Source organism: Croceibacterium ferulae (assembly GCF_003660445.1).
GTDB lineage: Bacteria > Pseudomonadota > Alphaproteobacteria > Sphingomonadales > Sphingomonadaceae > Croceibacterium > Croceibacterium ferulae.
This window is the reverse complement of the sequence record NZ_QZVQ01000016.1, coordinates 29,303-52,213: the sequence shown is the minus strand read 5'-3', so window position 1 is coordinate 52,213 and position 22,911 is coordinate 29,303. Positions and strand designations below refer to the sequence as shown.

The window sequence follows — 22,911 nt, the reverse complement described above, 5'->3', positions numbered from 1 at the left end:
ACGGTGATGAGGTTGCCGGGGGTGAACCGCGTCGGCTCCAGCACGGACAGGTCCTTGCCTCGCGCCGCCATGGTGGCTTCCAGCTCGTAAGCGATGTCGAAATTCTCGACCAGCGCGGTCTTGCCGCGGCCGGTGACGAAGATCATCTGTTCGATCCCCGCTTCGCGCGCCTCGTCCACCGCGTACTGGATCAGCGGGCGATCGACGATGGGCAGCAATTCCTTGGGAACCGCCTTGGTGGCGGGAAGAAAGCGCGTGCCCAGCCCGGCGACGGGGAACACGGCCTTGCGGATCGGTTTGCGTTCGCTCATGTTGCGGTGCAATATAGTTGGGTCGTCTTCACCGCAAGTGTCTCTGATGAACGCGAGCTGCGGGCTATAGTAGCGCCGCGTCACGCTCCGACGAATGGCCTCGGGACAGGTGAGCTGGGCAGCTGATTCGCGGAGGATTGCCACCTGAGCCGTCCCGAATGCACACCTTCACACCGTAAGATGCCATTTCCTTACACCCAACAAGAGAAGGGTTGCAACTGGCGTCTCACCCGTTTTCTTTGGCAAAAGAAGTACTTGCCTCCGGGCACAGCCTGAAAGGTGCCGCAAAGTCCTGTACCAACAGGAGACAACCGCGCGACATGAACATGCAATCGTTAAAATTGTGTTGTGCTCGCCAAGGGATCGCCTAATTGTGCGGTGCAAGATTGAGTGCCCCAACCAACGAGATAGGGAGTCTGACGTGAGAACCTTAGCCACCATCCTGGCCGCATCGGCCGCAATGATCGCCGCTCCTGCCGTTCAGGCGGCTGACATCGTGGCCGGTGGGCCTGTGCCCGCCGGTTACTCCTTCGAGATCGACGGCGATATCACTGACGGCCCCGTCTCGGCTTCGTACGGCCGCACCGGTATCGCTTCCGGCAACTTCACTGACAACTTTATCTTCCGCATCGACCAGGTCGGGCTCGGCTCGGGGTCGATTTCGACCATCCTCTCGGGCCTGATTGGCTCCGCGACGGATCTCGACTTCACCTCGGTGACCTTCAGCAATGGAACGACCACGTTTCCCGTCGAGATCATGAACTCCGGTGGTCTGGAGTCGGGTGGTCTGGCGAACATTCCGGTGTTCTTTGGCGCGCTGAACACACTCTCCGTGTCGGGTCTGTCGCGCGGCGCAGGTTCGTACGGCGGCACGCTGGCGTTCACGCCCGGGCCGATCCCGGAGCCGGCCAGCTGGGCGATGATGCTGATTGGCTTCGGCGCTGTCGGCTCGATCGTTCGTCGTCGTCGTGACGATAACGTGAAGGTCCGCTACGCCTAATCTGACTTGAGCGTATGCAGAAGGGCAGCGACGAAAGTCGCTGCCCTTTTTTTATGCCGTGAGCAGATGTATGCTGGGGGCAGGGACCTCACGCATGGGCAAGACGCTATCACGCCCAAAGCGGGAAGATGGATCATAAACAGCCGCAATCCGCGCCTGCAAGGTTCGCGCGTCTTCCCGCCCAAGGAAGTGCCGATACAAGGAATGGCTCGAGCCTGGGTTCTCGCCGGCAAACCGTTCGATGTTGTCCTCAATCTCGCACACTGGGAGTTGCATCAACTGCGAAGGGGCATTCACGGCGGTGTTCGTTTTTAAATCCCCCAGCTTCCGAAAACCGAGCGCGGCCTCGTAGAACCGGACATGGCGGGGGTTCACCTCGATGAGCAAGTCCGTGCAGCTATGGTGATGCGTGCCATAGGTGAATATGGTATGAAACAGAATAGCCAGAAGCGGCTTCGATTGCGCAGAAGGATCAAAGGCAAACTTAGTCAGCTCGCAAACGCTGGCTCCTCGCTTGCGCAGCTCAGCAAGCTCCTCCGGGAAACTTGCATCAACACTCAACCCGACGGGCGAGTCGACGCTAAGCGTCAATGTACCCAGAGTGTCGGCCCCGTGCGTGGCTACAAAGGTGGTCCGGCTCTCGTGCTTCGTTAACGTGTGCTGCGCCCCGTATCCTCGCCAGCCATACAGCCGATTAATGATCTGCTCGGCGGCGACCAGATCCTCGTCGCTCGTCGCGACGCGGATGATGAAGTTGCAGTCCGGCATACTGCGCCGGAAAAGCACCAGCTCGTTAACCCTTTCTGCACACCCGTTCTGGTAAGACTGATCGAGACGCGGAACCGCGCAATCTAGCAGCATAGGACGACCCCCTATTATGGAACAAAGTGCCAGCTTGAAGCGTACGACAGCAGGCACGCCTTGAGGCAGTTCGATGTTTCCAGATCAATTTTGACCCTGGCGATCCCACACCAGGTTAACCATACCTATCAGGCCTTAGCTGCGCCGGTGCACACAATCGATGAACCGACGCCTTTTTGGGCATCGTTGGCAGAGCACCAATCCTTCGTGGCGCTGCTCAGTCGTTGATCAATTCAAAAGCGAGTCAGCTGGCTTCTGCAGGAGACTAACCGCTCCCAATCACTCATAAGTGTGCGCGGTTAAGACCGCTTCAAAATGGCATTAGGTGCGGTTGCGGGGCTACGTCGCCGTGATTTGTTCACCATGAAAGGCGTGGATCTACAGCGCCGGCTGCAAGCGTTGCCCGATCTGAGCGGTTTGTGATGAAGTGGATTTGAAGGTAGAAGATCAGCAAGATTTCTGACCTAAAGCTATATCGGTAGAGTGTGCTTCTGAGCTTGAGCACCCGACGATCTGCTTCCAGTGGATAAGAAGTGGCTCGCTCTGGACGGATGCACCAACGAGCTCTCACATGAGGAGATTGGATCGAGCTATGCCCACTTGCAGAGCGCAAACGGCTACCTAGCAGCGCCGAAGGTATATGCCCCAATCACCCCCAGGAGCGATCAGTTGACCACGAACAATGTGGTCAGTCGCTGCTACGTCAGGGCAGAAAGACAAGCGACCACTTTGGGCGAGGATCCGAAGTGATACGGCCAGTCAGCGGCTTTGTCTCGCCGTCAGCATAAAGCGAGCGCTCCTCACGGGCATTCAGCCGACTAGTCTCCACGCCACGGTTTGCCTTCGGAGTCTTGGGCACTCAATCGTCTAGATTCCAGGGCCTCGAACAAGACCTATTCGATCTCGACCTTCACAATTGCAGGCCATCGCGGGGTGCATCTATTCGGCCGCCGGCGATTTCGTAAGCAGTGCCGACCTGCTTGACACCCACCCTCTGCTCCACCGCCGTCCGGCAGTGTGACTTGAAGGCAAGGGGAGGGGGGGGGGGTGAATTCTGCGGCCGATTGTGACAGGCACTTACCTGCCCATCCAACGCAACCTCACGCTACGTTGGATAGGACCAGGTTGATTCCTCACTGACCAGGATTCGGATCTGCAGCCTGCGGCTGCTTCGTAGGGTCACTTAAGGTTTTGCTAATCACGATCTCAGCCTTGGCTTTCTCCTCCTTCAGCCAATTTGCGAGCGTCGTCTGCGTTGTCGCCTGAGCTGCAACGCTCTCGGCAAGAGCGCGACTCTGATCTGGACTGAGCGGCTGCGTCTGCTGGCCCGTGACAACGCCGGCGAAGACGGCGTTCGGCCCGGAGAGAACAAATGGCTTGCCGTTGGGAACGCCTTCGAGTTGTTGCACTAATTCCCTTGGCATCGCCACGCTGTCCCAAGACAGACTTGCGGGCTTAGTCACTACGTTAGCGGTAGCCAAGATCTGTTCGACTTGGGTCATGCTGGCTGAGCGATCAAGAGCAGTCATTACAGCCTTGTCCGCGATGGGGGCGAACTGGAGACCTTCAACCTGAAAGATTGTTCTCGTGCCGCGTGCTGCTTGAACGGACGCGTCGATCTGCCTTGCGTCAGGCTTCGGATTCAGGGTCGCTAGAAATCCGACCGCTGCGTCAGCCAACAACAGCTCACGCATACGTTGCTCATTCAAGATATAGCCGGGAGTCTTGTTGAGCTCCCGTTCCTGGGCGAGGCCAACGAGCAGCTTGCGATTGATCAGTTCGTCGAGCGCCTGCCGACGAAGCGCCGGATCTTGAATATTCTGGCCGCCGCGCGCCGCAAGCTCGTTGTTAAGCTCCGTCGCGGTGATCTCGTAGCCGTTAACCGTGGCAACTGCATCCTCGCCAGGCTGCTTGCTGTTACAAGCCGCTAGCGTTACAAGGAGTAGTCCCACCAGTGGGGCTTTAGAGGCGTTAAGCGTCATCAATCATCTTTCTAGTTGCGATACTCAGGTTTGGTGGTCGCGGAGTTCGAATGGCATGGAAACAGTTTACGATTGGCTGACGATCGGCGTATTTGGCTTCTTGGTGGTGCTTTTTCTACATCGATCCGTCGATGTTGAAAAGCCCAAGGACCATCTTTGGCAGTACTTGTTGGCCGGTGTTGGATGCGCTTTAGCCAATTGGCTTGGTAACGAGCGCCTTGACTTCGTAGCCGTGGGCGTACTGGTCGCGACCCTTATCTACATCTACCACGCTTTACGACCATTCACGTTCCGCTCCGGCAAGTGAATGAACAGAGAAGCAATGGCCGCACCTGCAGAAGCTGTTATCCAAACAACAACTTTCGGGCAGGCGCCTTAACCGAATGGGTCAGAGCTGAGACGAATGAATCCAAGATCGGCAATGCTTGCTGTGCATTCTCTGCAACTACTGAAGTTCGCACCAGCATGCCATCGGGTATCCGGCCAGCGAAGTTCTCCCGTAGAACGGTCCAGCGCTGATCGATACGGGAGGTGGGGAACTCCCTGCCGATGCGCGTCCAATAAAGGACTTGCTCCTTCCGGACACTGGATCTGGTATCAAGCAGCTTGGCAGCAATCGTCCGGCCGTTCCCGAGTGGCAAGTCGACGCGACGGGAGCTGTCGATAGCAAATCCAGCAGCTGGATAGCAAAGCTCCGGACGGTGCATCTGCATACCGCCGCTCTGTAGCGCCCCGTATGCGAGCAGCAACGTGACCTCGTTCTGGCCATCGTGATATGCGCGAACCATAACGTTGCTGTACAGCCGATCGGTAAGGGATCCCTCCGGAGGCATCACTACCGCCGCAGCGGGCATTGCGCGCCAATTGCCAAGCGTTTGGGGCAGGGCATCCTCCAAGGCGTGCGCTGGCAGAGGATCAACGGTCGTATTCTGCGCGACTGCGACACTTCCGCCGGCACATAGGAGACCAACACCGCCAATCAGAAGATCGCGCCGGGTCGTAGCGACTTTCATTCCAACCACGCTCAACGCTCCTTCACGAACAGCTTAGTATAGACACTATCCGCAAGGAACATGCCGGCAAGAGCGACTGAAAAGGTGAACAGCCCTGCCATGTCGTGCATAAAGCCTTGGGCCACCTGACTGCCAGCGTGATACGTCAACAAGACAAGCGCGACAACTCGGATAAGATTGGCCAACACGGCCATCGGGATGATTGCAGTCAGCAGAACCGCAGCTCTCTTGGCGTCGTTTCCGGAATTTAGATAGTTATAGAACAAGCCGATCGCCGTTAATGAGAGCAGCGACATCAATCCGGCACACGCATCAGCTACTAGAAGCTGATACTGGCCCACCTGAATTATCGCGCCTGTGTTTGCGACTGGATAGCCTACAATACTAAGTAGATCGACCGCAGCTGCCGAGATCCACATCTTCAAAGGCTGTGTCAATTCGTCGATCAAGGAACCAGGTGGCACTATGAGGAACGCAAGATACAAGAACGGAAACCAAAGCTTTCTGGCGACCTGTGGCCCAAGGTATACGATTGTCGCGGTTAGCAAGACGAAATAGAGCGCCAAGCTTTCCACACTCAAGATGGCAAAGGTGCGAGCAAAAAGCCACACAAGGCCGAATATCAGGACAGGAACCGCCCAGAGCGCGCTCGTGAGTTCGCGCCGCTCCGCCGAGATCATTTTCCGCTCGCGCCAAATCAACCATGCGCCCGTGGCAAGGATGATAGGTCCGTGAACTCCGTACTCGGTTGCCCAGTGGTCTTGCGCTATCGATACCATGGTTGGCACCGCCATAGCGAGCAGCCCCAGAAGCGCCACAATGACGCTGGTCAGCCGGAAGTTCGAAGCTACTTCGACCCCGTGCTGAGATGGGGCAGCGATGTTCTCCATGAGCTTGTCATTACCCTCATTCAAATCAAAGACTCGTACGAGCCTGCCCGGTCTGTACAAGGGATTGGGGATCACTGCAAAAGCCGGTTGGACCCTGGCAGTGCCGATACGGGCCAACCGCGTTGATGCCCCTGCCTGCGTACCGCAATTCACCAAGTCGATTCTAATGAGAGCCGGTTGGTGAGCCTGAGAGAAGCTTCGATTCACCATGTGATTGAGGGAACCGGCATATAGCCGCGCCTGCCCCTAAACGGCGGCGAACAGTGTGCATCGGTATCGCACATAAACCGGAGTTCTGCTCGGCGCATCGACGGGTGACCTGTCATCCCGGCTCCTATTGCGTCTGACATGCGGCTGACACACCGCGGCCTGCAGGATCAGTCAAAATGGTTTGGTAAGGCCGGAAAGCTTGCAACGCTTGAGGGCTCCGCCCGCGGGGTGCGCAAACTGAGCATACATCGCACGGAAGCGCGACAGACAACTCGGTGAACGGCTATGCAGTGCACTCACTTGGAATCTGCGTAGCTCACCTAAAACCGACGATCATTGCCGGCTGTCCTAGCGCGGTACAAGTTGTCGACTAGGTCTTCGTAGTGCCTTGAGACGCAGTGCCATTTGGAAGAGGAGCCCGTACCAGCTGCGTCAGCTAGGGCGGATTTCGCCCGATCTGAATCATCGGGGAATCCCAAGCGCGTGATGATCTGATTCAAACTGCTGGCCGGGTAGGAGGTCGGCATGGATGGGCCAGCCCTTGTCGATGGATCTGCGCAGCCGGGTTCTGGCTGCGGGGGATGAATGAGCCAGCTGTCGGGCTGCGGCGGCACGGTTCGGTGTCGTGCCGGCGACAGCCGTTCGGTGGCATGCGCAACGTCGTGTGACAGGCAGTTATGCTCCCAAGCCGCAAGGTGGCGACACGGGCTCGCGGCGGATCGAGGCGCATCGCGACAGAGTGCTGGCGATTTGGGCGGAGGCGAAGGACATCACGCTGGATGAACTGCGTGTCGAACTGGCCCGGGCGGGGCTGACGGTGCCGAACGCCGCGCGCTGCACCGGTTCTTCGCGCGCCATGGCATCACGCGCAAAAACAGACCGGTCACGCGGTCGAGCAAGACCGCCCCGATGTCCTGAAGCAGCGCCATGCCTCGTTCGAGAGACAGTTGGATCTCGATCCGGAGCGCCTGGTCTTCATCGACGAGACGTGGACGGCAACCAACATGACCCGCAGCCATGGCCGCTGCACCAGGGGCGAGCGGCTGCGGATAAGCTACCCACATGACAATCGCAAGACGACCACGCCGGTCGCGGGCCTCAGGATGAGCGGCATGGTCGCGCCCATGGTGCTCGACGAACTGATCAACAGCGACTGGTTCGAAGCCTACGTCGCGCAGGTCTTGGTGCCTGAACTCCGGCACGGGGTTGTCGTGGTCATGGAAAATCTGTCGAGCCACAAGCGCTTGGCCGTGCGGGAACGGATCGAAGCAGCCGGCGCAAGTCTGGTGTTGCTTCCGCCGTAAAGCCTCGACTTCAACCCGATCGAGAAGGCCTTGGCCCGCATCAAATCCATGCTGCGAAAGGCGGCCGAGCGGACCGTCTCCGGCTCGTGGTGCCCGACCGGCAAGCTGGTCGATCTGTTCCAACCGGCCGAATGCGCCAACTACTTCGCTTCCTGCGGTTATGGTCCAAGCTGAACGAAAACCGCTCTAAGCCTTTTTTGACAATCAGCGGGCAAACGATGCCCCTTGCAGACCTCAACTTTGCGCACTGATGGCGGGGTGCAGGTGGGGTGACAGCACCGGTCTGATAACTCCATCCTCCATCGCAGACATCAGTTCTTGCGCGTGATTCGAGGCAACAGAAGTCCAGTGCGCTGACGATAGCTGCTGTACGCTGGGGCGAGAGGCGATCGCATGATGTCACGCTCTTCGGTTCTTGCAGCAAGGACGTAAAGGAGGACAACGGCAAGCGCCAACCCGCCAACAAGGTACGATTGTGTGAGGAAGGCGCATGCCAGCCAGAAGATCGAGTAGGCAGTATAAAGAGGGTGTCGCACGTACCGATAGGGCCCGTGCTGGACCACTTGCGCCGGCACTATACCACTAAATGCGAGGCCCAGATTGCGTTGAGCGATCGAGCTCAGTGCCCAACGGAAAAGGAGCGCAGTCGCTGTCGCTATCGCAACTGTCACAATGAGCCGAGTGCTTGGTACATCCGTCTGAACAACAAGATATATGGTTGCTATGCTCAGCATCGCTGAGAGCGAGACAACCGCAAGGAGGAGAGGACGCGCTTTGCTGGAGCGGTCAAAGTGTGACTGTGCGGTAGCAAACCATATTCCGATGCAGAATAGGTGAAGGAGTCCGCCATATTTCGCAACTTCGAGAAAGCTCATTTCATTCCCCTAATTTTTGCTATCGCGCGCTTTGGCAAACTCAAAAGGCTCGCTATTCTGTCGAAGCTGTCGCTTTCCTGCCCAAGTGCTGTAATTCACATTTGTTTCGCAAAGGGTTAAATCGCGCATACGATGCAAGCCGGTCATTAAACCTTTAGCTCGAATGCGTTTGCCGCTGAAGCGGCTCCTCAGCGATTGTACCACTCGTATGTGCGCTCTCTCAAGACGTGAGAGAGCTTTGCGCTAACCTCAGTAAGCCAGTGGCTCCCGCTTAGATGTGCTACACTCGTCAAGCGAAAAGCCAGATCGCACCCGCTCTGGTACGGGACAGACCGCAGCCTTGATCTAGTCTGAGGCGCAAGCTAGGCCCAGCTTGCCGGGCAAACTGCTCTGCTTATAGCGTTTGCCGACCCGGTGTGAGGCCGACCGTCATATTGCGGATGTTTGTCGTGTACAGACGACAGCGGTGTGCCTTATCGAAGGAAACTACATTGAACCCTCTCACGATTGTACACGTCCAAACGCGAATGAACAGTTCGGGCGGATGCGAAGAGAACACATGGGCGAGTTGCGTACATCAGGCAAGCACCGGCCACGTTGTTCATCTTGTCTGCGGCCGCTCGTCGGCCGTGGACGCCTATAAGGGACGACATCCAGGTGTCACAGTGCACCATGTCGACGAGATGGTCTGGAATATTTCGCCGGTTGACGATATTAGGGCCTGCCGGGTTCTGGCGCAGCTTTTTGAGCGCCTCAAGGCTGATGTAATTCATACGCATTCAAGCAAAGCTGGTATCTTAGGCAGAGCCGCTGCGAAGTTAGCCGGTGTCCCGGCACGCATACATGGCGTTCACATCCTCCCGTTTGATAATGTGTCCTCTGGCGAGAAACTTGTTTACTTGGCCGTTGAGCACATGGCCGCCTTTGTCACCGATCATTTCATCCATGTCAGTGAAGGTACAAAAGCTGCGTACAGAAGCGCAGCCGTTGGCCAGTCAGTGCCTCATAGTGTGGTACGTTCAGGCATGGAGGTTGAAAAGTTCAAGGGCGCATCGTGGCCGGAAGATTGGTCTCAATTGGTTGGGGAAACGCACCCTCAACACAAGCCCTCTGTCGTTCTGATGATGGCCGCCTTGGAGAAGAGGAAGCGTCACGCTGAATTCATTCAGGAGTTCGCTAAGCTGAGCTCCCCAGATGACAGGATTCGTGTCCTGTTCGCCGGCAGTGGACCAGAAGAGGGTAACCTGCAGCAGTTAATAGATCGACTGAATGTTGGTGATCGAGTTCGGCTGCTAGGGCACAGAAGCGATCCGCAATGCCTTGTGGCACTCAGCGACGTAAGCGTATTGTGCTCGCTGCGGGAAGGCTTGCCGCGCGTCATTGTTCAAAGTTTGGCAGGCGGCAAGCCTGCGGTTGTCAGCCCATTTCCCGGGATCGAGGAGATCGTTACTCATGATAAGAACGGTATTGTAGCACAGTCCACTGAGGCTGAGGATGTTGTCCGCGAGACGATGGCTTTGATCCGTAACCCTGAGCGCCTCGCTAAGTACACGGCTGGAGCCGAGAATGCGTCCGTTGACGCGTGGTCTTTCGCATCAATGTTCTCGCAACTGGATGCAGCATACGCACTTTGTCTCAGCAACCCAGATGTGAAATCCCGTTTGCGCAAGGCTGCGACGAGGCGCCGGCCCTTACCGGCGCCGAGCGCTGCAAATCACCTGATCTAAGATGGTGATGGTAACATAGCCCGGTAGGCTTGCAGCTTGCATGACAGCCGTTAAGAGCTCTCATGCGAGGAAGCAGATCGCTTGCCTTCGACGGTGCCGGAGGTCTGATCGCTAGTTACTCGATTGCCGAGCGCGAAAGTAGCGCTTCTCCTCACCACCAATATCATTCACTCACCGGCCACCTGGCACACCCAAGCTCATGCGCTTGGGTGTGCGCTTACGGGACAGCGTGTCGATCGTCGCAATTTGGTACCGCGCCGAGCATAGGCTCGACATTTTCGTATGGCGGGACAACAACTTAGCCAACGCTGATCGCGAACTCGCGGCACGAACTCGCGCACTGCCCCTTTTTTGATCCGGCCTTAGGACTGAATTCACTTCTGAGTGCCGGGCGCAAAATGAGTATAGAGTTTTGTCTATTCGACTTGTCTCCAAGGTCGTCATGAACGCACTTTCGGTGAAACGGAGGCACGCCAGCATCGCTGCGGCTTTTTGCTTGCCAATAATTTCAGGCTCTGTTGTTCTATTGTACGAGAGTCGCGCTGTTCCAAGCGAACGTGCTCATGAGGGCGGAGTGTTAGCTGATGCTGCGGATATGCTTGCGCAGCTTTTTGGTCGGGCACCGGGCCCACGATCCGGCACGTTCATTTTCACAAAGCAGGTCCGCGATGACAAGCATCCGCTGGCCAAGGCTGTGGGGACCTCACCCAAGCCGCCGCGACAGAGGGCGCTCGGAAAGACGTTCTATGAGCCGCCCAGCGCTCCTCGTTTCCCCGACGCACCTGAGCGCCAGCCCACAACCATCCTGTTCCCACCCGACCTGCCTCAGCTCGGCTACGGCCAGCAATATTCTGGTCCTACGAGTTTTCAAATCCCACTGGAGTATGGCGGCAATCCGCCCTTCTACTTCCTTCCTCCTGCTTCAGGTGTTGGCGGTGACGCGCCGCCACCTGTCGCACCTATCCCCGAGCCATCGACTTGGGCAATGTTGCTTCTAGGATTTGGTGCCTGCGGAAGCCTTCTCCGCCGTCGCAAAATGAACAAGCGGTCGGAGGCCCACGCGTGAGCAGGGTATCATGCGCAACAGCCGCGTCCGGTATCTTCGCCATCCTTGCACTACTTGCTCCTTTGACCGCTTGCGATAATGAGGATGGATCTCGTAGTGCAGCGCTGAACATGCGGAGCCAGCACGCGCATACGTTAGCGCGAGCGAACCCAACTGGCCGGCTGGTTCTGAGCGGCAACAGTGCCAGCCTAGCAAGCGAGCATCAGCTCGTACCATCAGGCGCCAAATCGCTGCTTGCGCTTCACGAACGGCTAGGACCTGGCGAGTATGTATGGGATGACACTGGCGTGGCCCCGGGCACTCTTCTGATTTGGATAGATCTCGAACGACAGCTGATATCCATCTTCCGAGCGGGTCATGAGATCGGCACGTCCGTCATCTTATACGGCGCTGGGGAACATCCCACGCCACTCGGCCGGTTTTCAATTCTGCGCAAGGATCGGGATTACCATTCCCGCTCTTATGACGCGCCAATGCCCTATGCATTGTTCGTAACGGATGACGGGGTCGCGCTGCACGCCAGCCCCCAGGGTATCGGGCGAGCAACGCACGGGTGCATCGGCTTGCCCGAACGATTTGCCAAGCTGGTCTTTGACAATAGTTCGATCGGCGACAAGGTCACGATTGTCAAAACAGAGCGCGTACTAAGCGAGCAGGTCTCTACGAGGCTCCTGGAAACCTAACGGGTCGTTTACCCTCAATGCGCACCAAGTGTCCACTGCACCAGCCCTAGTAGGCGTAGGAACGGCAGGACACAGGTTAGTGATTGCACAGACATGTCGCGCTGCAAAAGCGACAGCTATATTGCTGATTGGTTTGGCACTCGGCGCAGCGCAACCGCGTACAACCAATCTAGAGCAGCGCCTCCTCGCCAGCCATAATCACGAGCGTTCTATCCAAGGTATCGTGCCGCTGGTCTGGGATGCAAGACTAGCTCAGCACGCCAAAGCATGGGCCGACGAACTCGCAGCTGACGGCAAGTTTCATCATTCACCAACAGGTCGAGATTATCCGTTTGAAGGCGAGAACATCTGGGGGGGAACGCCAGACAGGTTCACTCCAGAGGCAATGGTGGGCTTGTGGATCCGTGAGAAAGCTCACTTCGTCGCAGGAACCTTTCCTCGCAACAGCATAACCGGGTCTGTTGAAGACGTAAGCCACTACACGCAAGTTATGTGGCAAAGAACAAAGGCTGTAGGTTGTGCCTTAAGTCGAGGTGCAGAAGAGGAGATCTTAGTCTGTAGATACAGCGAGCCTGGGAACATCCGCGGCCATCGACCTTTCTGATACGAAACGTGCGAAGTTCAGCATTGTCGATGCTTTCTGAGCGCAAATTGGCAGCAGCACCCACCCACGAGGGACAAGGCAGATTGAGGCCTGACTAGCTGAATAAGTCCTGACACCAACTCGAATAGGGCTCAGGTTATGCTACAGAGCCTTTGGCTACGTTGCCCACCGATTGCCACGGCGACGAGACATGATTGCCGTCAGCCTTGCAGCGGCACGATGCCTTCAAATTGCAAGGAGCAGTTTAGGCGACCATCATTTCCTCGCTCGCCAAGCCATGCATGCGCGGATCCTCAACTCCGATCGCTCCGAGGATCATCGGTCGCACCTTTGAACTATCAACCACTGGTCGAGACAGATCGGGTACCTGCCCCTTGTTGTACCAAATCATGATGCCCTCAGGCACATGGTAGGCTGTTCCGACATCACGCGCGAACCGAAGGAGTCCGGCTTCTGCAAAGGGTACTCGGCGCCCACTTTGATCGATCGTGAGCCAATCATGATCTTGCAAGGGTCCAGGTTGAGCGACACCGATGTTGACCGTCGAGCCGCAGACAAAGCTTTTATAAGCGACCGGTCGGCCGTCAGAAAACCGCAGCCGCGCTATCGCAGCGGCAAATTGCTCAGCATCAGCGGGCGTTTCGAAACTGAAGTTGAAATCCGGATGCATCGCCAAGTGGGACGTGTAAGTGCCCTGAAAACCAACAGCTTGTACAAACCGGCTCATGTCGGTGATACGCAGCTGGTCTCCTCCGCGTCGATCTATGGGAGCCTGGCCCATGCTCGACGAAATAACGAGACTGGCTCCGGCTTTATCGGCCAGACGCCGAAGTACTCCGATTTGCTCATCCGCTACGTCCATTGCGAAGGCGATATTACTCGCCCGCACTGGGTCGCGGCGCTGCTCTGACTCATCGCTTGATAAAGCATGCTTCCAATATCGGTGCATCATTCCCGCCACGTGATTGGTGAAGAAGGTGCAGAGATCTGGCCGGCTGCGATTGTACGCATGCAGAAAGACGTCGAAAGCTACAGGTGCTTGCAGCACTGCACGCCGGGTCTTGTAAGCTGGATTGCGCCGCTCCAAAGCGATCTGCTTCGCAAGCCGCATGACAGTTTTTACCGAAAGACCGGCGTTGAACAACCGCAGAAAGATCTTTGCGACGCTCCCGTCGATCTTGACAGCCGAAACTATGCCACCGTCACTTGCTGTCTGCCGCAAGTTCAGTTCCTGCAGGGCTTCGTACACAGGCGGATGTGCGTCAGCTGCTGGTGCAAACGTATCTGGAACGTAGAAAGCGTACTGCTGGTCGCGAGGAACCGGGTAAGACTGCAAGCTTCCGAACACTCCGACGTTCTTGCCAGCCTGAGCCGCAGTCTCCCATAATGGCGGGTAAGCCGACGCACTGGTCAAATCTTGGTTCAGAAACTCAATCTTATGAACCGTGTTGTCCACGCCGCGGTGCAGCGTCGGCCAGGTGACCCAAGGGTGGAGTTCACCCTGATCTGTCGTAACAGTGGTGTAGTTGCGAGAGGCAGCAACGATCTTCGCGATATTCGAGTTTGGTCGATTAGCGGTGTACCAGTCCACTATCGCCCAAGGAACTTCGTTCAGTTCGTACATGATCACGGAACAGGCACTCTGATCCGAGTGGTTCAAACGAGTTGACATGCTACAAACTCTCTGAACGAGGGAAGCCTGTCCTTAGCATTGTCACTGCTCACGACGCAAGCCGAATAGTCGCGCTTGCCTCAACTCGGGACAACTGCCGCTCTTGCTGGCTAGCCGCTCGCGCCCCTCGGCAGTACAATAATGTAGCCTGAAGTTTGTCTGATATCCGTATCGTTGTCGTTGATACAACAACACGCCGCCCTACCTCGGTCTCCTGGTTCTCGATGCCGATTGTAGGGCTCGAGACACTTCGAATAGCGGCAGCAGTCTCTTTAATCGTCGCGGCGCATAGGACTGCCCAAGTTTCAACTGCTCCCAGCAAAACTAGCCCCAGCATCTCTGAGTAACCCAATGATTTTTAAGGCTTGGTAGTGAGCGCCGCAATCTGGCGATTAACTTCTTCCTTACGGCCGACGCCCGGCGATCTCCCGCAGAACAGGCTGCGAATGTCGTTCGCCAATGTCGGACATGTAAGACCTGTCGTCGGTGGTAAGCGGCCTGTCCGCCTTACGCTCTTGACGCCGAAGTCCGGAGCTAGTCCGCGGCGAGCCCGAGATCGCGCCGGAGCCGTTCAAGCTGGCGCAAGGCGTGCCAATCTTAATTTGCATCGACCGCCTCCGCTTCGCCCAAGATTGAACTAGCTGGATAGCCTTCAAGTTGCGGTGAACCGCCCAAGATCCGCCATAGTAGTACGCGTGCACGTTGAGCCCGCCCGGCGGCAGCCGCAGCGCGCTCGCCACTTGCGTCAGATGTTCGCCGAGCTTCCAACACCGTCAAGAAATCAGACAATCCGGCGCGGTAGCGGATCTCAGCCAAACGTGCCGCTCGACCAGAAGTGTCTGCCTCATCGATTGCGGCCGCTAGCTCACGGTCGGTTGCAGCCACGAGCCCGTATGCAGTTTCGGCATCGCCTAGGGCACCGAATACGACTTCTCGGTAGTTGGCGAATGCTGCAACCTTATCTGCCGCGGCAGATCCGATTTCGGCTTCAATGCGGCCGAAGTCGAGTAAGGGTGCCAGCAAACTTCCTCGGCCAAAGCCGACAGCTGATTGGTCGGAAAACAGGCGGTCCGGACTGAAGGCAAGCAAGCCCAACGCTGCCGACAAGGTCAAGCGTGGAAAACGTTGCGCTGCCGCGGCGGCGAGATTTGCGTCCGCCGCGGCGAGATTTGCAGCCGCCGCTTGAATATCGGGCCGCCGAATAAGCAGGTCGCTGGGGACAGCCGCTGGCGGGGGCATAGACGAGCCTCTAACCCATTGACTCTGGAGTATAGCAAGGATGCTTTGAGCTGACGCACCAGTTAAGCTCACGAGTCTTCCGACAACCCAGGTCCGTTGGTTTTCCAGTGCCGCGATACGGCTTCGGCTTGCAGCTACTCCACTCGCAGCTCGTATTCGGTCAAATTCTGGTGAAATCCCAGCTCGCTCACGGGAGTACGCCAGTTTCACCAGATCTTCGGCCGCCGCAAGGTCGCTCTCGAGTGCAGTTTGACGGGCAGCCAAGGTCCGCCAATCGATCACTGACGATGCAATCTCGGCAAGAAGTAAGTTCCGAACAGCCGCAGCTTCAGCTGTGGCCGCATCTAAGTTCGCAGCTGCCGCGGTTTGCTGGGCCTGCAATCGACCGAATAGGTCTAAGTCCCAGCTGAAGATCAAACTGGCTCCAAAGCTGACCCGAGTGGCGTCGATCCGGGTGTCAGGCGGTAGATCCAATCCAAGCTGATCCGGGTTAAGGCGACTTCCCGCGATCGTCGTCTCTGTAGCCAAATTAGGGCGGCGCTCCGCATCCGCCATCCCGACCCGGGCTCTTGCCTGCTCAATCCTGGCCATCGCTCGCGAGAGTGATGGTGCGCTTGAAAGCGTTTGTTCGACCAAAGCTTTGTAAGCAGGATCTTCAAGCGGCAACAACCCATCGATATTGGCAGTCGCGGTCGTGTCAGCCATCAGCGCAAACGCGCCCGGCAAAGCGGGTCGAGGCGTCGTCATCATTGCGGCCGGGCTCTGCGCGCACCCCGCAAGCGCCCAGCAACACGTCAGAAGAAGCGCGCGCCTCACTTGTTCTTTACCCGCCGCCGCTGAGTTGCTGGCATGTACGCATCGACCTGCTGACCAACGCGGAACAACCCGCTGGCTGGCGGGAGACGGTAGATCAGTTGCAGCACCCGCACGTCGACACGTTCATTGGCGCTGTTTGTGAGCGAGCGCTTAGGCACCATCACCGGCTCGGCGCGTACGAAAACAGCAGTAACCTTTGCTCCTTCAGCACCCCTTGGTGAGACGGTTGCAGGCGACCCAAGGGCCACAAGCGGCGCTTGCGCCTCGTCTACGTCAATCCGAACATGGAGTGGGTGAGTAGCACCCATCTCGACAAAAGGTTTTGCTCCGCCTGCGCCCTGATTGGACAGGAACTCTCCTGGACGTATGTTGACCGCCAGGATTTCGCCTGAGATTGGCGCCCGCGCCGTTGCCCGATCAAGCTCTACACGTGCGCTCTCGGCGCGGACTTGCTCAGCTTCATAACGGCTTTGTGTCGCCGCAAGGCGTGCCTCCGCGAGATCACGCTTACCCTCCGCGGCGCTTACATCTCCCTCTGCACGGATAACCTCCGCTCGGCTCACGGCTGCTGCTTCGTCGACAGCTTGATACAACTCCAACTGCCTTCTTGCGATCCGTTCCCCAGCGCGTGCATCCTCGACATTGGCGCGTGCCTCAGCAATGGCAGTCAGCGCTTCTTGCTCGGCAGCCTGGCTTTCCTTAAGACGAGAACGAAGAGCGCGTGTGTCGACGGTGAACAAAGGTTGACCTCGGCTGACATGGTCTCCTGGAGTCACGAACACTTCCGCGACAAGGCCAGCCAGCGCAGCACCAACCGCAATGCTTTCACTGGACGGCTCTACAACACCGGTGCCGGCCACACGAAACGGACCGCGGTCTACTGTAACACCACGCTCCGGCTCTTCTGGCAGATCAGAATCATGGTCTGGTAGACCTCGAGAGACGAAGATCATCGCTCCGACCAGTCCGAGCAGGGCCGCGGCGGGAAGAATACCGCGAGTGAAGCTGAGATCCTTCAGTGCCATCAGTCCGTCTCCGACAGCTGCCTGCCTTGATCAATTATGCGTCCATCCTCAAGCTCAACGATGCGATCTGCAAGGTCGAACACTCGATTATCATGTGTCACGATAATGCAGGCGCGATCCCTCTGGATCGCGACCTCACGTAGAAGGTTCATCACTCGCCGTCCCGATGTCGCGTCGAGTGCCGCAGTTGGCTCATCGCATACTATCAACTTCGGCGCGTGCACTAGCGCTCGCGCGATAGCGACCCGCTGCTGCTGACCGCCCGAAAGCTGGCTCGGAAGTTTTTCAGCCTGATCCGCGATATTGAGCTTTTCGAGCATCGCCAGGGCTTGATCACGCGCCTCAACCACCCTCATGCCTTGAGCGATTAGTGGGACGGCCGCGTTGCTTGCAGCGTCGATAGATGAGAGCAGATTATACTGCTGGAAAATAAACCCGATGTTTCTCAGCCGGAAGTCTGTAAGCTCACGATCGGACAAGGTGTAGATATCGGTCCCAAACACCCGTACATCCCCAGCCGTCGGCCACAATATCCCACAGAGAATGGATACGAGCGTTGTCTTTCCCGACCCGCTCTCGCCTATGAGGTAGGTCAGCTCTCCAGCTCGTATATCCAAATCTACGCCATGCAACACGTCTACGACCTGCGATCCTGAACGAAAAGCGCGGGTCACGCCGCGGGCGGATATAGCCGCGGATTGGCGCGTCACAGGTGTCATCTGAACACTGCGGCTGGTTCGGTTGTCATCAAGCGATTGAGCGCAATCCGCGACGTTGCCGCCAGTATCAGCGCGACGGCAGAGAAGCTGATGAGCGGCACTTGCCAGGGGATGTAAAAGCCTTTGAAGGTCGCAGAGTTGGAGAAACCCCAGACAAACAGCGCCGTACCCACCAGACCCAAGCTGTAGCCGATCAATCCAATCATGCTTGCCTGCGCGGTCACCATCCTGCGTATCGCCTTATTACTGACGCCCATCGCCTTTAATGCGCCAAACTGTTTGATACTGTCGCGGATGAAAAGACTAAATGTCAGACCTACTATAGCTACACCAATTATGAATCCCAAGCCAACTGTGATACCAAAGTTCATTGGTATGCCAGTATTTTCTAGAATGTATTCGATAGCGTCATCGGCAAACTGCTCGGAGCTCCGCGCCCGTAGTCCCGAAATCTTAGCAATGCGATGTGCTAGCTCCTGATCCGTCATCGCACCATCGCCCTTGACGAGGATAAAAGTAAGACGATTACGCGTTCCGGGCACGTAGCTCAACGCCTCGCTGTAACGAGTGTAGAGGGTAACCTGGTTCGTGAAATTCGGAAACGAGTCCGTCACACCACGTATAACTGCGCGTTGATCATTCAACTCAAATCGTTGCCCGATCACCGGATTGCCGACTCCGAACATACGACCAGCGCCCACATCGTCGATGATGACGCTGCCGGGCGATGTAAGGGCTGCGACTTTCCCTGGCGCGACACGCGGCGGTAAACCCACCAAAGTTGAATCATCAACGCCGACAATCGCAACTGCTTCTAAATTGCCCGCACCTGTGCGCACAGAGGCCGTCGCGCGCAAGTGCGGAACCGCCCAAAGGATACCCGGTACCGATCGAACTCGATCGAGGGCGGTAGAGGGAAGCGGATAGGCCACCTCAATCGTGCGGGTTGCCGGATCCATCACCCAGACGTCCGCATCGGGCACATTGTAGACGCCGCTCGCCCCGCGCTCCAACAAGTTGGCGAATATAGTTAGTTGTTGCGTGATGAGCAGAGTTGAGAACGCCACGCCGAAAACAAGTCCATAGAACTTCTGGCGATCGCCAGTTAACATTCGAAGAGCGATCCAGATCATTCTTTAGCTCAGAACCCCGTCGCACACTGGAGATGAGGAACCAACAGTCATCACCTAGGATGGGTTCGGCCTGAACGGCATCGTACCATCTGTCAAGTCCATTGCAGCGAACGGTTACCTCTAATTCGCATGTGGCCAGTCAATCTTCCAATGCAAGCACGGCGTTACATTCTCGCTGCTATAGATCCACAGTTAGATAACACCATATTGTGACAATCGCAGTTCCTTGGACGTTATGTGCCACCCTGATCGCACAATCTCATAACGCCGAGACGTTCGGTCCCGATCCGCCAACTTACAACTTGCGAAGACACCTTATCTGCGGACGCCCACTATGCAGATACCAGCCAATATCCTGTGTTGCCTACTCGATCGATACGATCCCGGGACCGCCAGAGCATCGTGGTCAGGACGACCTCTGGTCTCCTTCCACGAATTTCAATGCCTCGACTGAGCAATGCATCGTAGAGCTCCTCAACGCTTAATGGTCGGCCCGCCTCGATAAGTATCTCCGATACGGCAGCTACAACAATACCGCGATCCGGGTTCTTCGGTCGGCTACCTCTCCCCTGATTACCGGCTCTTACACTAAAAACGAACGACGGCAGTTCGGAAATAGCTTCGGCTTGGCCGCTTTCCTCGTTCAACGCGCGTAACATGGCTCGAGCTTGGATCAGCGCGTCATTTATCTCAACCTCCTCCTTAGCTAAAACCTTCTGCTGACGGCGCACAGTGCTAAGCCTCGCCAGGAGCTGCGCTATCTCGCGCTCTGGATGACGCGCATCATGCTCCATGGGTGCCTCGGCCCAAGTCTCGAATGGGCGGAAAGCCGCGCATCAGCGCGATGCCAGAACTTTGGGAGCTGCTCGCAAGCCTTCACCGTAATCTCCGGAGCTCTGTCCAGTGTTCCTCATGGCCTTTACACCAGTCCTTGTAGCAGTAGCACCCCTACCGCAATCAGCGTTCCGTCGCACGACATCGCTCGGGTGCGTGAGGTGACGCTTCTCTCATGAACACAGCGAGCAAGAAGGCGTGCCTAAACCTGTCTTGCCAGAGACGCGATTGGTGAGCACCCGATGCGCGTGGAGCCCGTGGAGCCCGTGGCTTTGTTCGATTGCACCGGAGGCACCACGCGCCACGAATTACCGCCATTCCTTGACCGTATCCTTGCGGGTTGGCCGGCTTCGCCTTCGGCTTGTAAGACCATGTGCGTTCCAAAGCTGAGGCTTGCAAGTCGCGGCGCGTGACCGGGGCCACGCTGCTCAGCAATCGGCTACAACATGCCAAAAAAGGCTCAAGCGCAGGACCAGCCTTGTACTCACCGGACCAACCCTAATCTGCCGAACCGATGACGCGATGCGCGGGCTGCAACCCACCATGGCCGCTTAAACGGAGAAGTCCAGCTTGATAGTTGACCGATGGATGCGCGTGACAGGCCAGCAACCTCGGTCAACATCGCAGTGCGCTGTGCCTTATCATCTTGTGTCAGAACAAGCGCGCAACGCCTAGCAGCCCGATGGATTCCAGACCAAACATCTCCCAACGGACGTTCAGTATTGGCCGGTGGCTTTCCGCCTCTATAACTCCAACCCACGCCGGTCCATTTCAATCGCCGCGATCTCAGACAGCGGTGTAGGTGATCTCCGGTAAAAGATGTCAGCAAAGTCGAGTAGATCTTCGTCGTTAAGAGTCAGTATCGCTCGCTCCACCTCTCCAAGGCGCTTCTTGGCGCGAGCGCCGTGATCGGCTCTCCGAGTAGTTCTAGCTTTCAACATGAGAGTATCCTAACACATCAACAGGCGTCTTGGCACCTGTTCTTGTACAATGGTCAGCGCTCATCCAAACCTGATTTCTTAAAAGGCTAGGAAGGTTCTTAAAGGCCTTTGAACTTACTATTTGCAACTCGCAAGGGGTCGCCTAGAGTTCTTTCAACATGCTCGTGAATGTCTGTCCACCGTAGTAACAATAATATTCAAATCGCGCGAGGTGATACTGCTGCTCAAACGCGCTAGGGCGAATTGACTTCAAGTTGCATGCGCTCAACGCCCGCCCGATCAAGTAATAACTTACCCGCCAAGGACCTGAGCAATGGTCGGGAAGGACCTCGAAAGTTGCATGTAGCCGATTCTAATCTGGCCTATCAACGCCTGGCGAGCCGCCTCGCTGGAGTTTAATCCCGTAAGTGTCGCCCCAACAGTCTGATCGAAACGTACCATGCCTTCACAACCCCGAGTTCTGCAATCTGGTTCCTTGTGCTGGCGCTCAACTGATGAATGAGCGCCTACTCAGCCAAATCGGGATGTATGTCAAACATCAGCCTTCCTTTGCTCCTCTGACAGATCGAAACTTCTGGCAGCCACCTCAAACCGCTTTGATTTGTGTTTCGAAAGTGTTTTGTTCGAAGCGGAATCAAAAAAGACCGTCCATCGCGGCTGGTTTGCGTCAAGTGCATAAGCTGCGGCCACTAAGTTTCGGTGCGCCAAATCATACCTTCAGCCCCCCTCCACTATTTTTAAAAGATCTTGTGACAATAGTAATAAAATGTGCGGAAGCACGGCTTTGTCGGTAAACAAAGCTCGGTAAATGCAATATTTCCGTGCGTGTCCTCCAACACGCCTATTCGCTTCGATTATCGCCGAAGGTTTAGGCAGCCGCCTACCTCGGATAGCAGGCTTGTCATGACCATTACCGTCGATGAACCTGCAATACCTCTTCGTCTTGGTGGCGATCTTGTGACAACATCCGAGCTCTCTTGGCCAAACGCGAACCTCATCCTCTCGTTTTATTCGAACCCTTCCATGGCCGTAAAATACGCTCGCCATAGTCGGCTCAGTACCTGAGCTGTGTTGCGAGGTGACGTTGGGGCGAGGGCGCCCTCGTTCGTGACCTGGCAAGCATTAAGGCGCGCCTCTCACTTGCCCAAAGGCGCTTAGGGCCGACGCAGACATGCTAGCTGCGCTTCGAGCATGAAGTCTCCTAATCCGAACTGAGACATCTTGCGGTTCGCAACCGCCTTCGTTGAGAGGTGGAAGGATGTATCAATTTGGGCCTTGATTGATTTGGAGGTAGCATGTCGGAGTTTGTAATCAGTGGACGAGATAGCTCGGGTATGCCCACTGCAGCGAACTTCGCGGCGCGAAGCAGTTCGTCCAACTTGGCTCAAAAGCGCAGCATCCGGGTAGACGGCATTTACGACAGGGTACGATCATTAGTGGATCGATTACGACCTACGGTTGGCACCGATGAGCAGTGCAGCGTTTGTGGCGGGACAGAGTATTTTCGCGGCACGTGTCAATGGTGTGACGTGATTTGACGTACAGCTGCCGACCAATAAGCCGAGAAACGCTTGTGTTATGATGGTTAAAGTATCTTGGAGGGCTTGTTACGGTGATGCCTCGACAAATTATCGCCGGCCACGTTGCCGAGCGCGAACGGCTTCGATTTGAGCGTCGGCCGCAGCGCGAATCCGCTGCTGCAGCGAAGCGTCGGTGCGGCTCGCGTTCACAATTTGACTGAATCGGTCGGCGGCCATGCCGTTCCGCTGCATTGCTTGGCTTACAGCAGCTTTTTTCTGTTGGCTCGTCATCGTCGCATCACTCTCGACTTGGTTAATCACCAACGCGATCAATGCAAACCGGCCAACCTCATCGTCGCTGATACTGCCCGACTGAACCGCCTGAGCTGATCTTGGCGGAAGCCCAAAGGCGCTGGCGCTCACTAGCGCGGACGCCGCGATAGCGGCAAATAGCAACTTCATGACATGCTCCTTTCAAGGTTGGGC

19 protein-coding genes and 1 pseudogene are annotated in these 22,911 nt (G+C 56.7%); 7 read left to right on the top strand and 13 right to left on the bottom strand.

The window, feature by feature from the left end; genetic code table 11:
- A partial coding sequence (locus tag D5S08_RS15205; protein WP_148667368.1) for a sugar phosphate nucleotidyltransferase occupies nucleotides 1-311 on the bottom strand: 311 nt, incomplete at its 3' end.
- A 421-nt stretch (nucleotides 312-732) separates the two neighbouring features.
- Here D5S08_RS15205 and D5S08_RS15200 point away from each other — a divergent pair.
- Complete coding sequence (locus D5S08_RS15200; RefSeq protein ID WP_126665610.1) at nucleotides 733-1,311, top strand: FxDxF family PEP-CTERM protein; 579 nt, start codon at nucleotides 733-735, stop codon at nucleotides 1,309-1,311.
- Nucleotides 1,312-1,362: 51 nt separating this feature from the next.
- On the opposite strand, the gene D5S08_RS15195 is transcribed toward D5S08_RS15200, so the two are convergent.
- Both D5S08_RS15195 and D5S08_RS15190 read right to left on the bottom strand, forming a co-directional pair.
- Nucleotides 1,363-2,097 carry an N-acyl amino acid synthase FeeM domain-containing protein gene (locus D5S08_RS15195; RefSeq protein ID WP_126665609.1) on the bottom strand — a complete coding sequence of 245 codons (735 nt, stop codon included), beginning with the start codon at nucleotides 2,095-2,097 and terminating at the stop codon, nucleotides 1,363-1,365.
- Nucleotides 2,098-3,305: 1,208 nt separating this feature from the next.
- Entirely contained in the window at nucleotides 3,306-4,154 is an 849-nt protein-coding gene (locus tag D5S08_RS15190) for a SurA N-terminal domain-containing protein (RefSeq protein ID WP_121120047.1), read from the bottom strand.
- A 55-nt stretch (nucleotides 4,155-4,209) separates the two neighbouring features.
- On the opposite strand from D5S08_RS15190, the gene D5S08_RS15185 reads away from it, so the two are divergent.
- Nucleotides 4,210-4,461, top strand: a complete 252-nt coding sequence (locus D5S08_RS15185) for an XrtV sorting system accessory protein (RefSeq protein ID WP_121120046.1) — start codon at nucleotides 4,210-4,212, stop codon at nucleotides 4,459-4,461.
- A 37-nt stretch (nucleotides 4,462-4,498) separates the two neighbouring features.
- On the opposite strand, the gene epsI is transcribed toward D5S08_RS15185, so the two are convergent.
- Both epsI and xrtV read right to left on the bottom strand, forming a co-directional pair.
- Nucleotides 4,499-5,167, bottom strand: a complete 669-nt coding sequence (gene epsI, locus D5S08_RS15180) for an exosortase-associated protein EpsI, V-type (RefSeq protein ID WP_121120045.1) — start codon at nucleotides 5,165-5,167, stop codon at nucleotides 4,499-4,501.
- Nucleotides 5,168-5,178: 11 nt separating this feature from the next.
- Nucleotides 5,179-6,057 (bottom strand): exosortase V, encoded by an 879-nt coding sequence (xrtV, locus tag D5S08_RS15175; RefSeq protein ID WP_162302009.1) that lies wholly within the window; start codon nucleotides 6,055-6,057, stop codon nucleotides 5,179-5,181.
- A gap of 739 nt (nucleotides 6,058-6,796) precedes the next feature.
- Here xrtV and D5S08_RS15170 point away from each other — a divergent pair.
- A pseudogene (locus D5S08_RS15170) lies at nucleotides 6,797-7,745 on the top strand (IS630 family transposase).
- 137 nt (nucleotides 7,746-7,882) lie between these two features.
- Here D5S08_RS15170 and D5S08_RS17540 read toward each other — a convergent pair.
- Complete coding sequence (locus tag D5S08_RS17540; RefSeq protein WP_421757476.1) at nucleotides 7,883-8,305, bottom strand: methyltransferase family protein; 423 nt, start codon at nucleotides 8,303-8,305, stop codon at nucleotides 7,883-7,885.
- 668 nt (nucleotides 8,306-8,973) lie between these two features.
- Between D5S08_RS17540 and D5S08_RS15160 the strand changes: the two genes are divergently transcribed.
- From D5S08_RS15160 to D5S08_RS15145, 4 genes are all read left to right on the top strand, one after another.
- A complete protein-coding gene (locus D5S08_RS15160; RefSeq protein WP_162302008.1) occupies nucleotides 8,974-10,173 on the top strand; it encodes a glycosyltransferase in 1,200 nt (399 codons plus the stop codon).
- A 442-nt stretch (nucleotides 10,174-10,615) separates the two neighbouring features.
- Nucleotides 10,616-11,239 carry a PEPxxWA-CTERM sorting domain-containing protein gene (locus tag D5S08_RS17385; RefSeq protein WP_121120041.1) on the top strand — a complete coding sequence of 208 codons (624 nt, stop codon included), beginning with the start codon at nucleotides 10,616-10,618 and terminating at the stop codon, nucleotides 11,237-11,239.
- Between the two features lie 110 nt (nucleotides 11,240-11,349).
- Nucleotides 11,350-11,922: a L,D-transpeptidase family protein gene (locus tag D5S08_RS15150; protein ID WP_121120040.1), complete on the top strand. Its 573-nt coding sequence runs from the start codon at nucleotides 11,350-11,352 to the stop codon at nucleotides 11,920-11,922.
- 121 nt (nucleotides 11,923-12,043) lie between these two features.
- A complete protein-coding gene (locus D5S08_RS15145) occupies nucleotides 12,044-12,526 on the top strand; it encodes a CAP domain-containing protein (RefSeq protein WP_162302007.1) in 483 nt (160 codons plus the stop codon).
- Between the two features lie 244 nt (nucleotides 12,527-12,770).
- Here the strand turns inward: D5S08_RS15145 and D5S08_RS16580 are convergent, their stop codons facing one another.
- The 7 genes from D5S08_RS16580 to D5S08_RS15110 all read right to left on the bottom strand — a co-directional run bounded on the left by D5S08_RS16580 (nucleotide 12,771) and on the right by D5S08_RS15110 (nucleotide 22,887).
- Nucleotides 12,771-14,150, bottom strand: a complete 1,380-nt coding sequence (locus D5S08_RS16580; protein ID WP_126665607.1) for a hypothetical protein — start codon at nucleotides 14,148-14,150, stop codon at nucleotides 12,771-12,773.
- Nucleotides 14,151-14,795: 645 nt separating this feature from the next.
- On the bottom strand, nucleotides 14,796-16,253 hold the full coding sequence (locus D5S08_RS15135) for an efflux transporter outer membrane subunit (protein WP_121120037.1): 1,458 nt from the start codon (nucleotides 16,251-16,253) through the stop codon (nucleotides 14,796-14,798).
- Nucleotides 16,250-17,278 carry an HlyD family secretion protein gene (locus D5S08_RS15130; RefSeq protein ID WP_121120036.1) on the bottom strand — a complete coding sequence of 343 codons (1,029 nt, stop codon included), beginning with the start codon at nucleotides 17,276-17,278 and terminating at the stop codon, nucleotides 16,250-16,252. The genes D5S08_RS15135 and D5S08_RS15130 overlap by 4 nt, the downstream gene beginning before the upstream one ends.
- Nucleotides 17,278-17,997, bottom strand: coding sequence for an ABC transporter ATP-binding protein (locus D5S08_RS15125; RefSeq protein WP_121120035.1), 720 nt, complete (start codon nucleotides 17,995-17,997; stop codon nucleotides 17,278-17,280). The genes D5S08_RS15130 and D5S08_RS15125 overlap by 1 nt, the downstream gene beginning before the upstream one ends.
- On the bottom strand, nucleotides 17,994-19,130 hold the full coding sequence (locus tag D5S08_RS15120) for an ABC transporter permease (protein ID WP_121120034.1): 1,137 nt from the start codon (nucleotides 19,128-19,130) through the stop codon (nucleotides 17,994-17,996). Before D5S08_RS15120 ends, D5S08_RS15125 begins: the two co-directional genes overlap by 4 nt.
- 332 nt (nucleotides 19,131-19,462) lie before the next feature.
- Nucleotides 19,463-19,924, bottom strand: coding sequence for a hypothetical protein (locus D5S08_RS16575; RefSeq protein ID WP_126665606.1), 462 nt, complete (start codon nucleotides 19,922-19,924; stop codon nucleotides 19,463-19,465).
- Nucleotides 19,925-22,533: 2,609 nt separating this feature from the next.
- The gene (locus D5S08_RS15110) at nucleotides 22,534-22,887 is read right to left on the bottom strand and encodes a DUF4168 domain-containing protein (protein WP_121120032.1); all 354 of its coding nucleotides are present in this window, start codon (nucleotides 22,885-22,887) and stop codon (nucleotides 22,534-22,536) included.
- Nucleotides 22,888-22,911 lie beyond the last annotated feature (24 nt).

Bases quoted from the DNA above. Each gene is read 5' to 3' on its own strand.
- epsI (WP_121120045.1), bottom strand. From the start codon at position 5,167: ATGAAAGTCGCTACGACCCGGCGCGATCTTCTGATTGGCGGTGTTGGT.
- D5S08_RS15130 (WP_121120036.1), bottom strand. From the start codon at position 17,278: ATGGCACTGAAGGATCTCAGCTTCACTCGCGGTATTCTTCCCGCCGCG.
- D5S08_RS15110 (WP_121120032.1), bottom strand. From the start codon at position 22,887: ATGAAGTTGCTATTTGCCGCTATCGCGGCGTCCGCGCTAGTGAGCGCC.
- D5S08_RS15185 (WP_121120046.1), top strand. From the start codon at position 4,210: ATGGAAACAGTTTACGATTGGCTGACGATCGGCGTATTTGGCTTCTTG.
- D5S08_RS15120 (WP_121120034.1), bottom strand. From the start codon at position 19,130: ATGATCTGGATCGCTCTTCGAATGTTAACTGGCGATCGCCAGAAGTTC.
- D5S08_RS15160 (WP_162302008.1), top strand. From the start codon at position 8,974: ATGAACAGTTCGGGCGGATGCGAAGAGAACACATGGGCGAGTTGCGTA.
- D5S08_RS16575 (WP_126665606.1), bottom strand. From the start codon at position 19,924: ATGGAGCATGATGCGCGTCATCCAGAGCGCGAGATAGCGCAGCTCCTG.
- D5S08_RS15190 (WP_121120047.1), bottom strand. From the start codon at position 4,154: ATGACGCTTAACGCCTCTAAAGCCCCACTGGTGGGACTACTCCTTGTA.
- D5S08_RS15125 (WP_121120035.1), bottom strand. From the start codon at position 17,997: ATGACACCTGTGACGCGCCAATCCGCGGCTATATCCGCCCGCGGCGTG.
- D5S08_RS16580 (WP_126665607.1), bottom strand. From the start codon at position 14,150: ATGTACGAACTGAACGAAGTTCCTTGGGCGATAGTGGACTGGTACACC.
- D5S08_RS17385 (WP_121120041.1), top strand. From the start codon at position 10,616: ATGAACGCACTTTCGGTGAAACGGAGGCACGCCAGCATCGCTGCGGCT.
- xrtV (WP_162302009.1), bottom strand. From the start codon at position 6,057: ATGGAGAACATCGCTGCCCCATCTCAGCACGGGGTCGAAGTAGCTTCG.
- D5S08_RS17540 (WP_421757476.1), bottom strand. From the start codon at position 8,305: ATGCTGAGCATAGCAACCATATATCTTGTTGTTCAGACGGATGTACCA.
- D5S08_RS15150 (WP_121120040.1), top strand. From the start codon at position 11,350: ATGCGGAGCCAGCACGCGCATACGTTAGCGCGAGCGAACCCAACTGGC.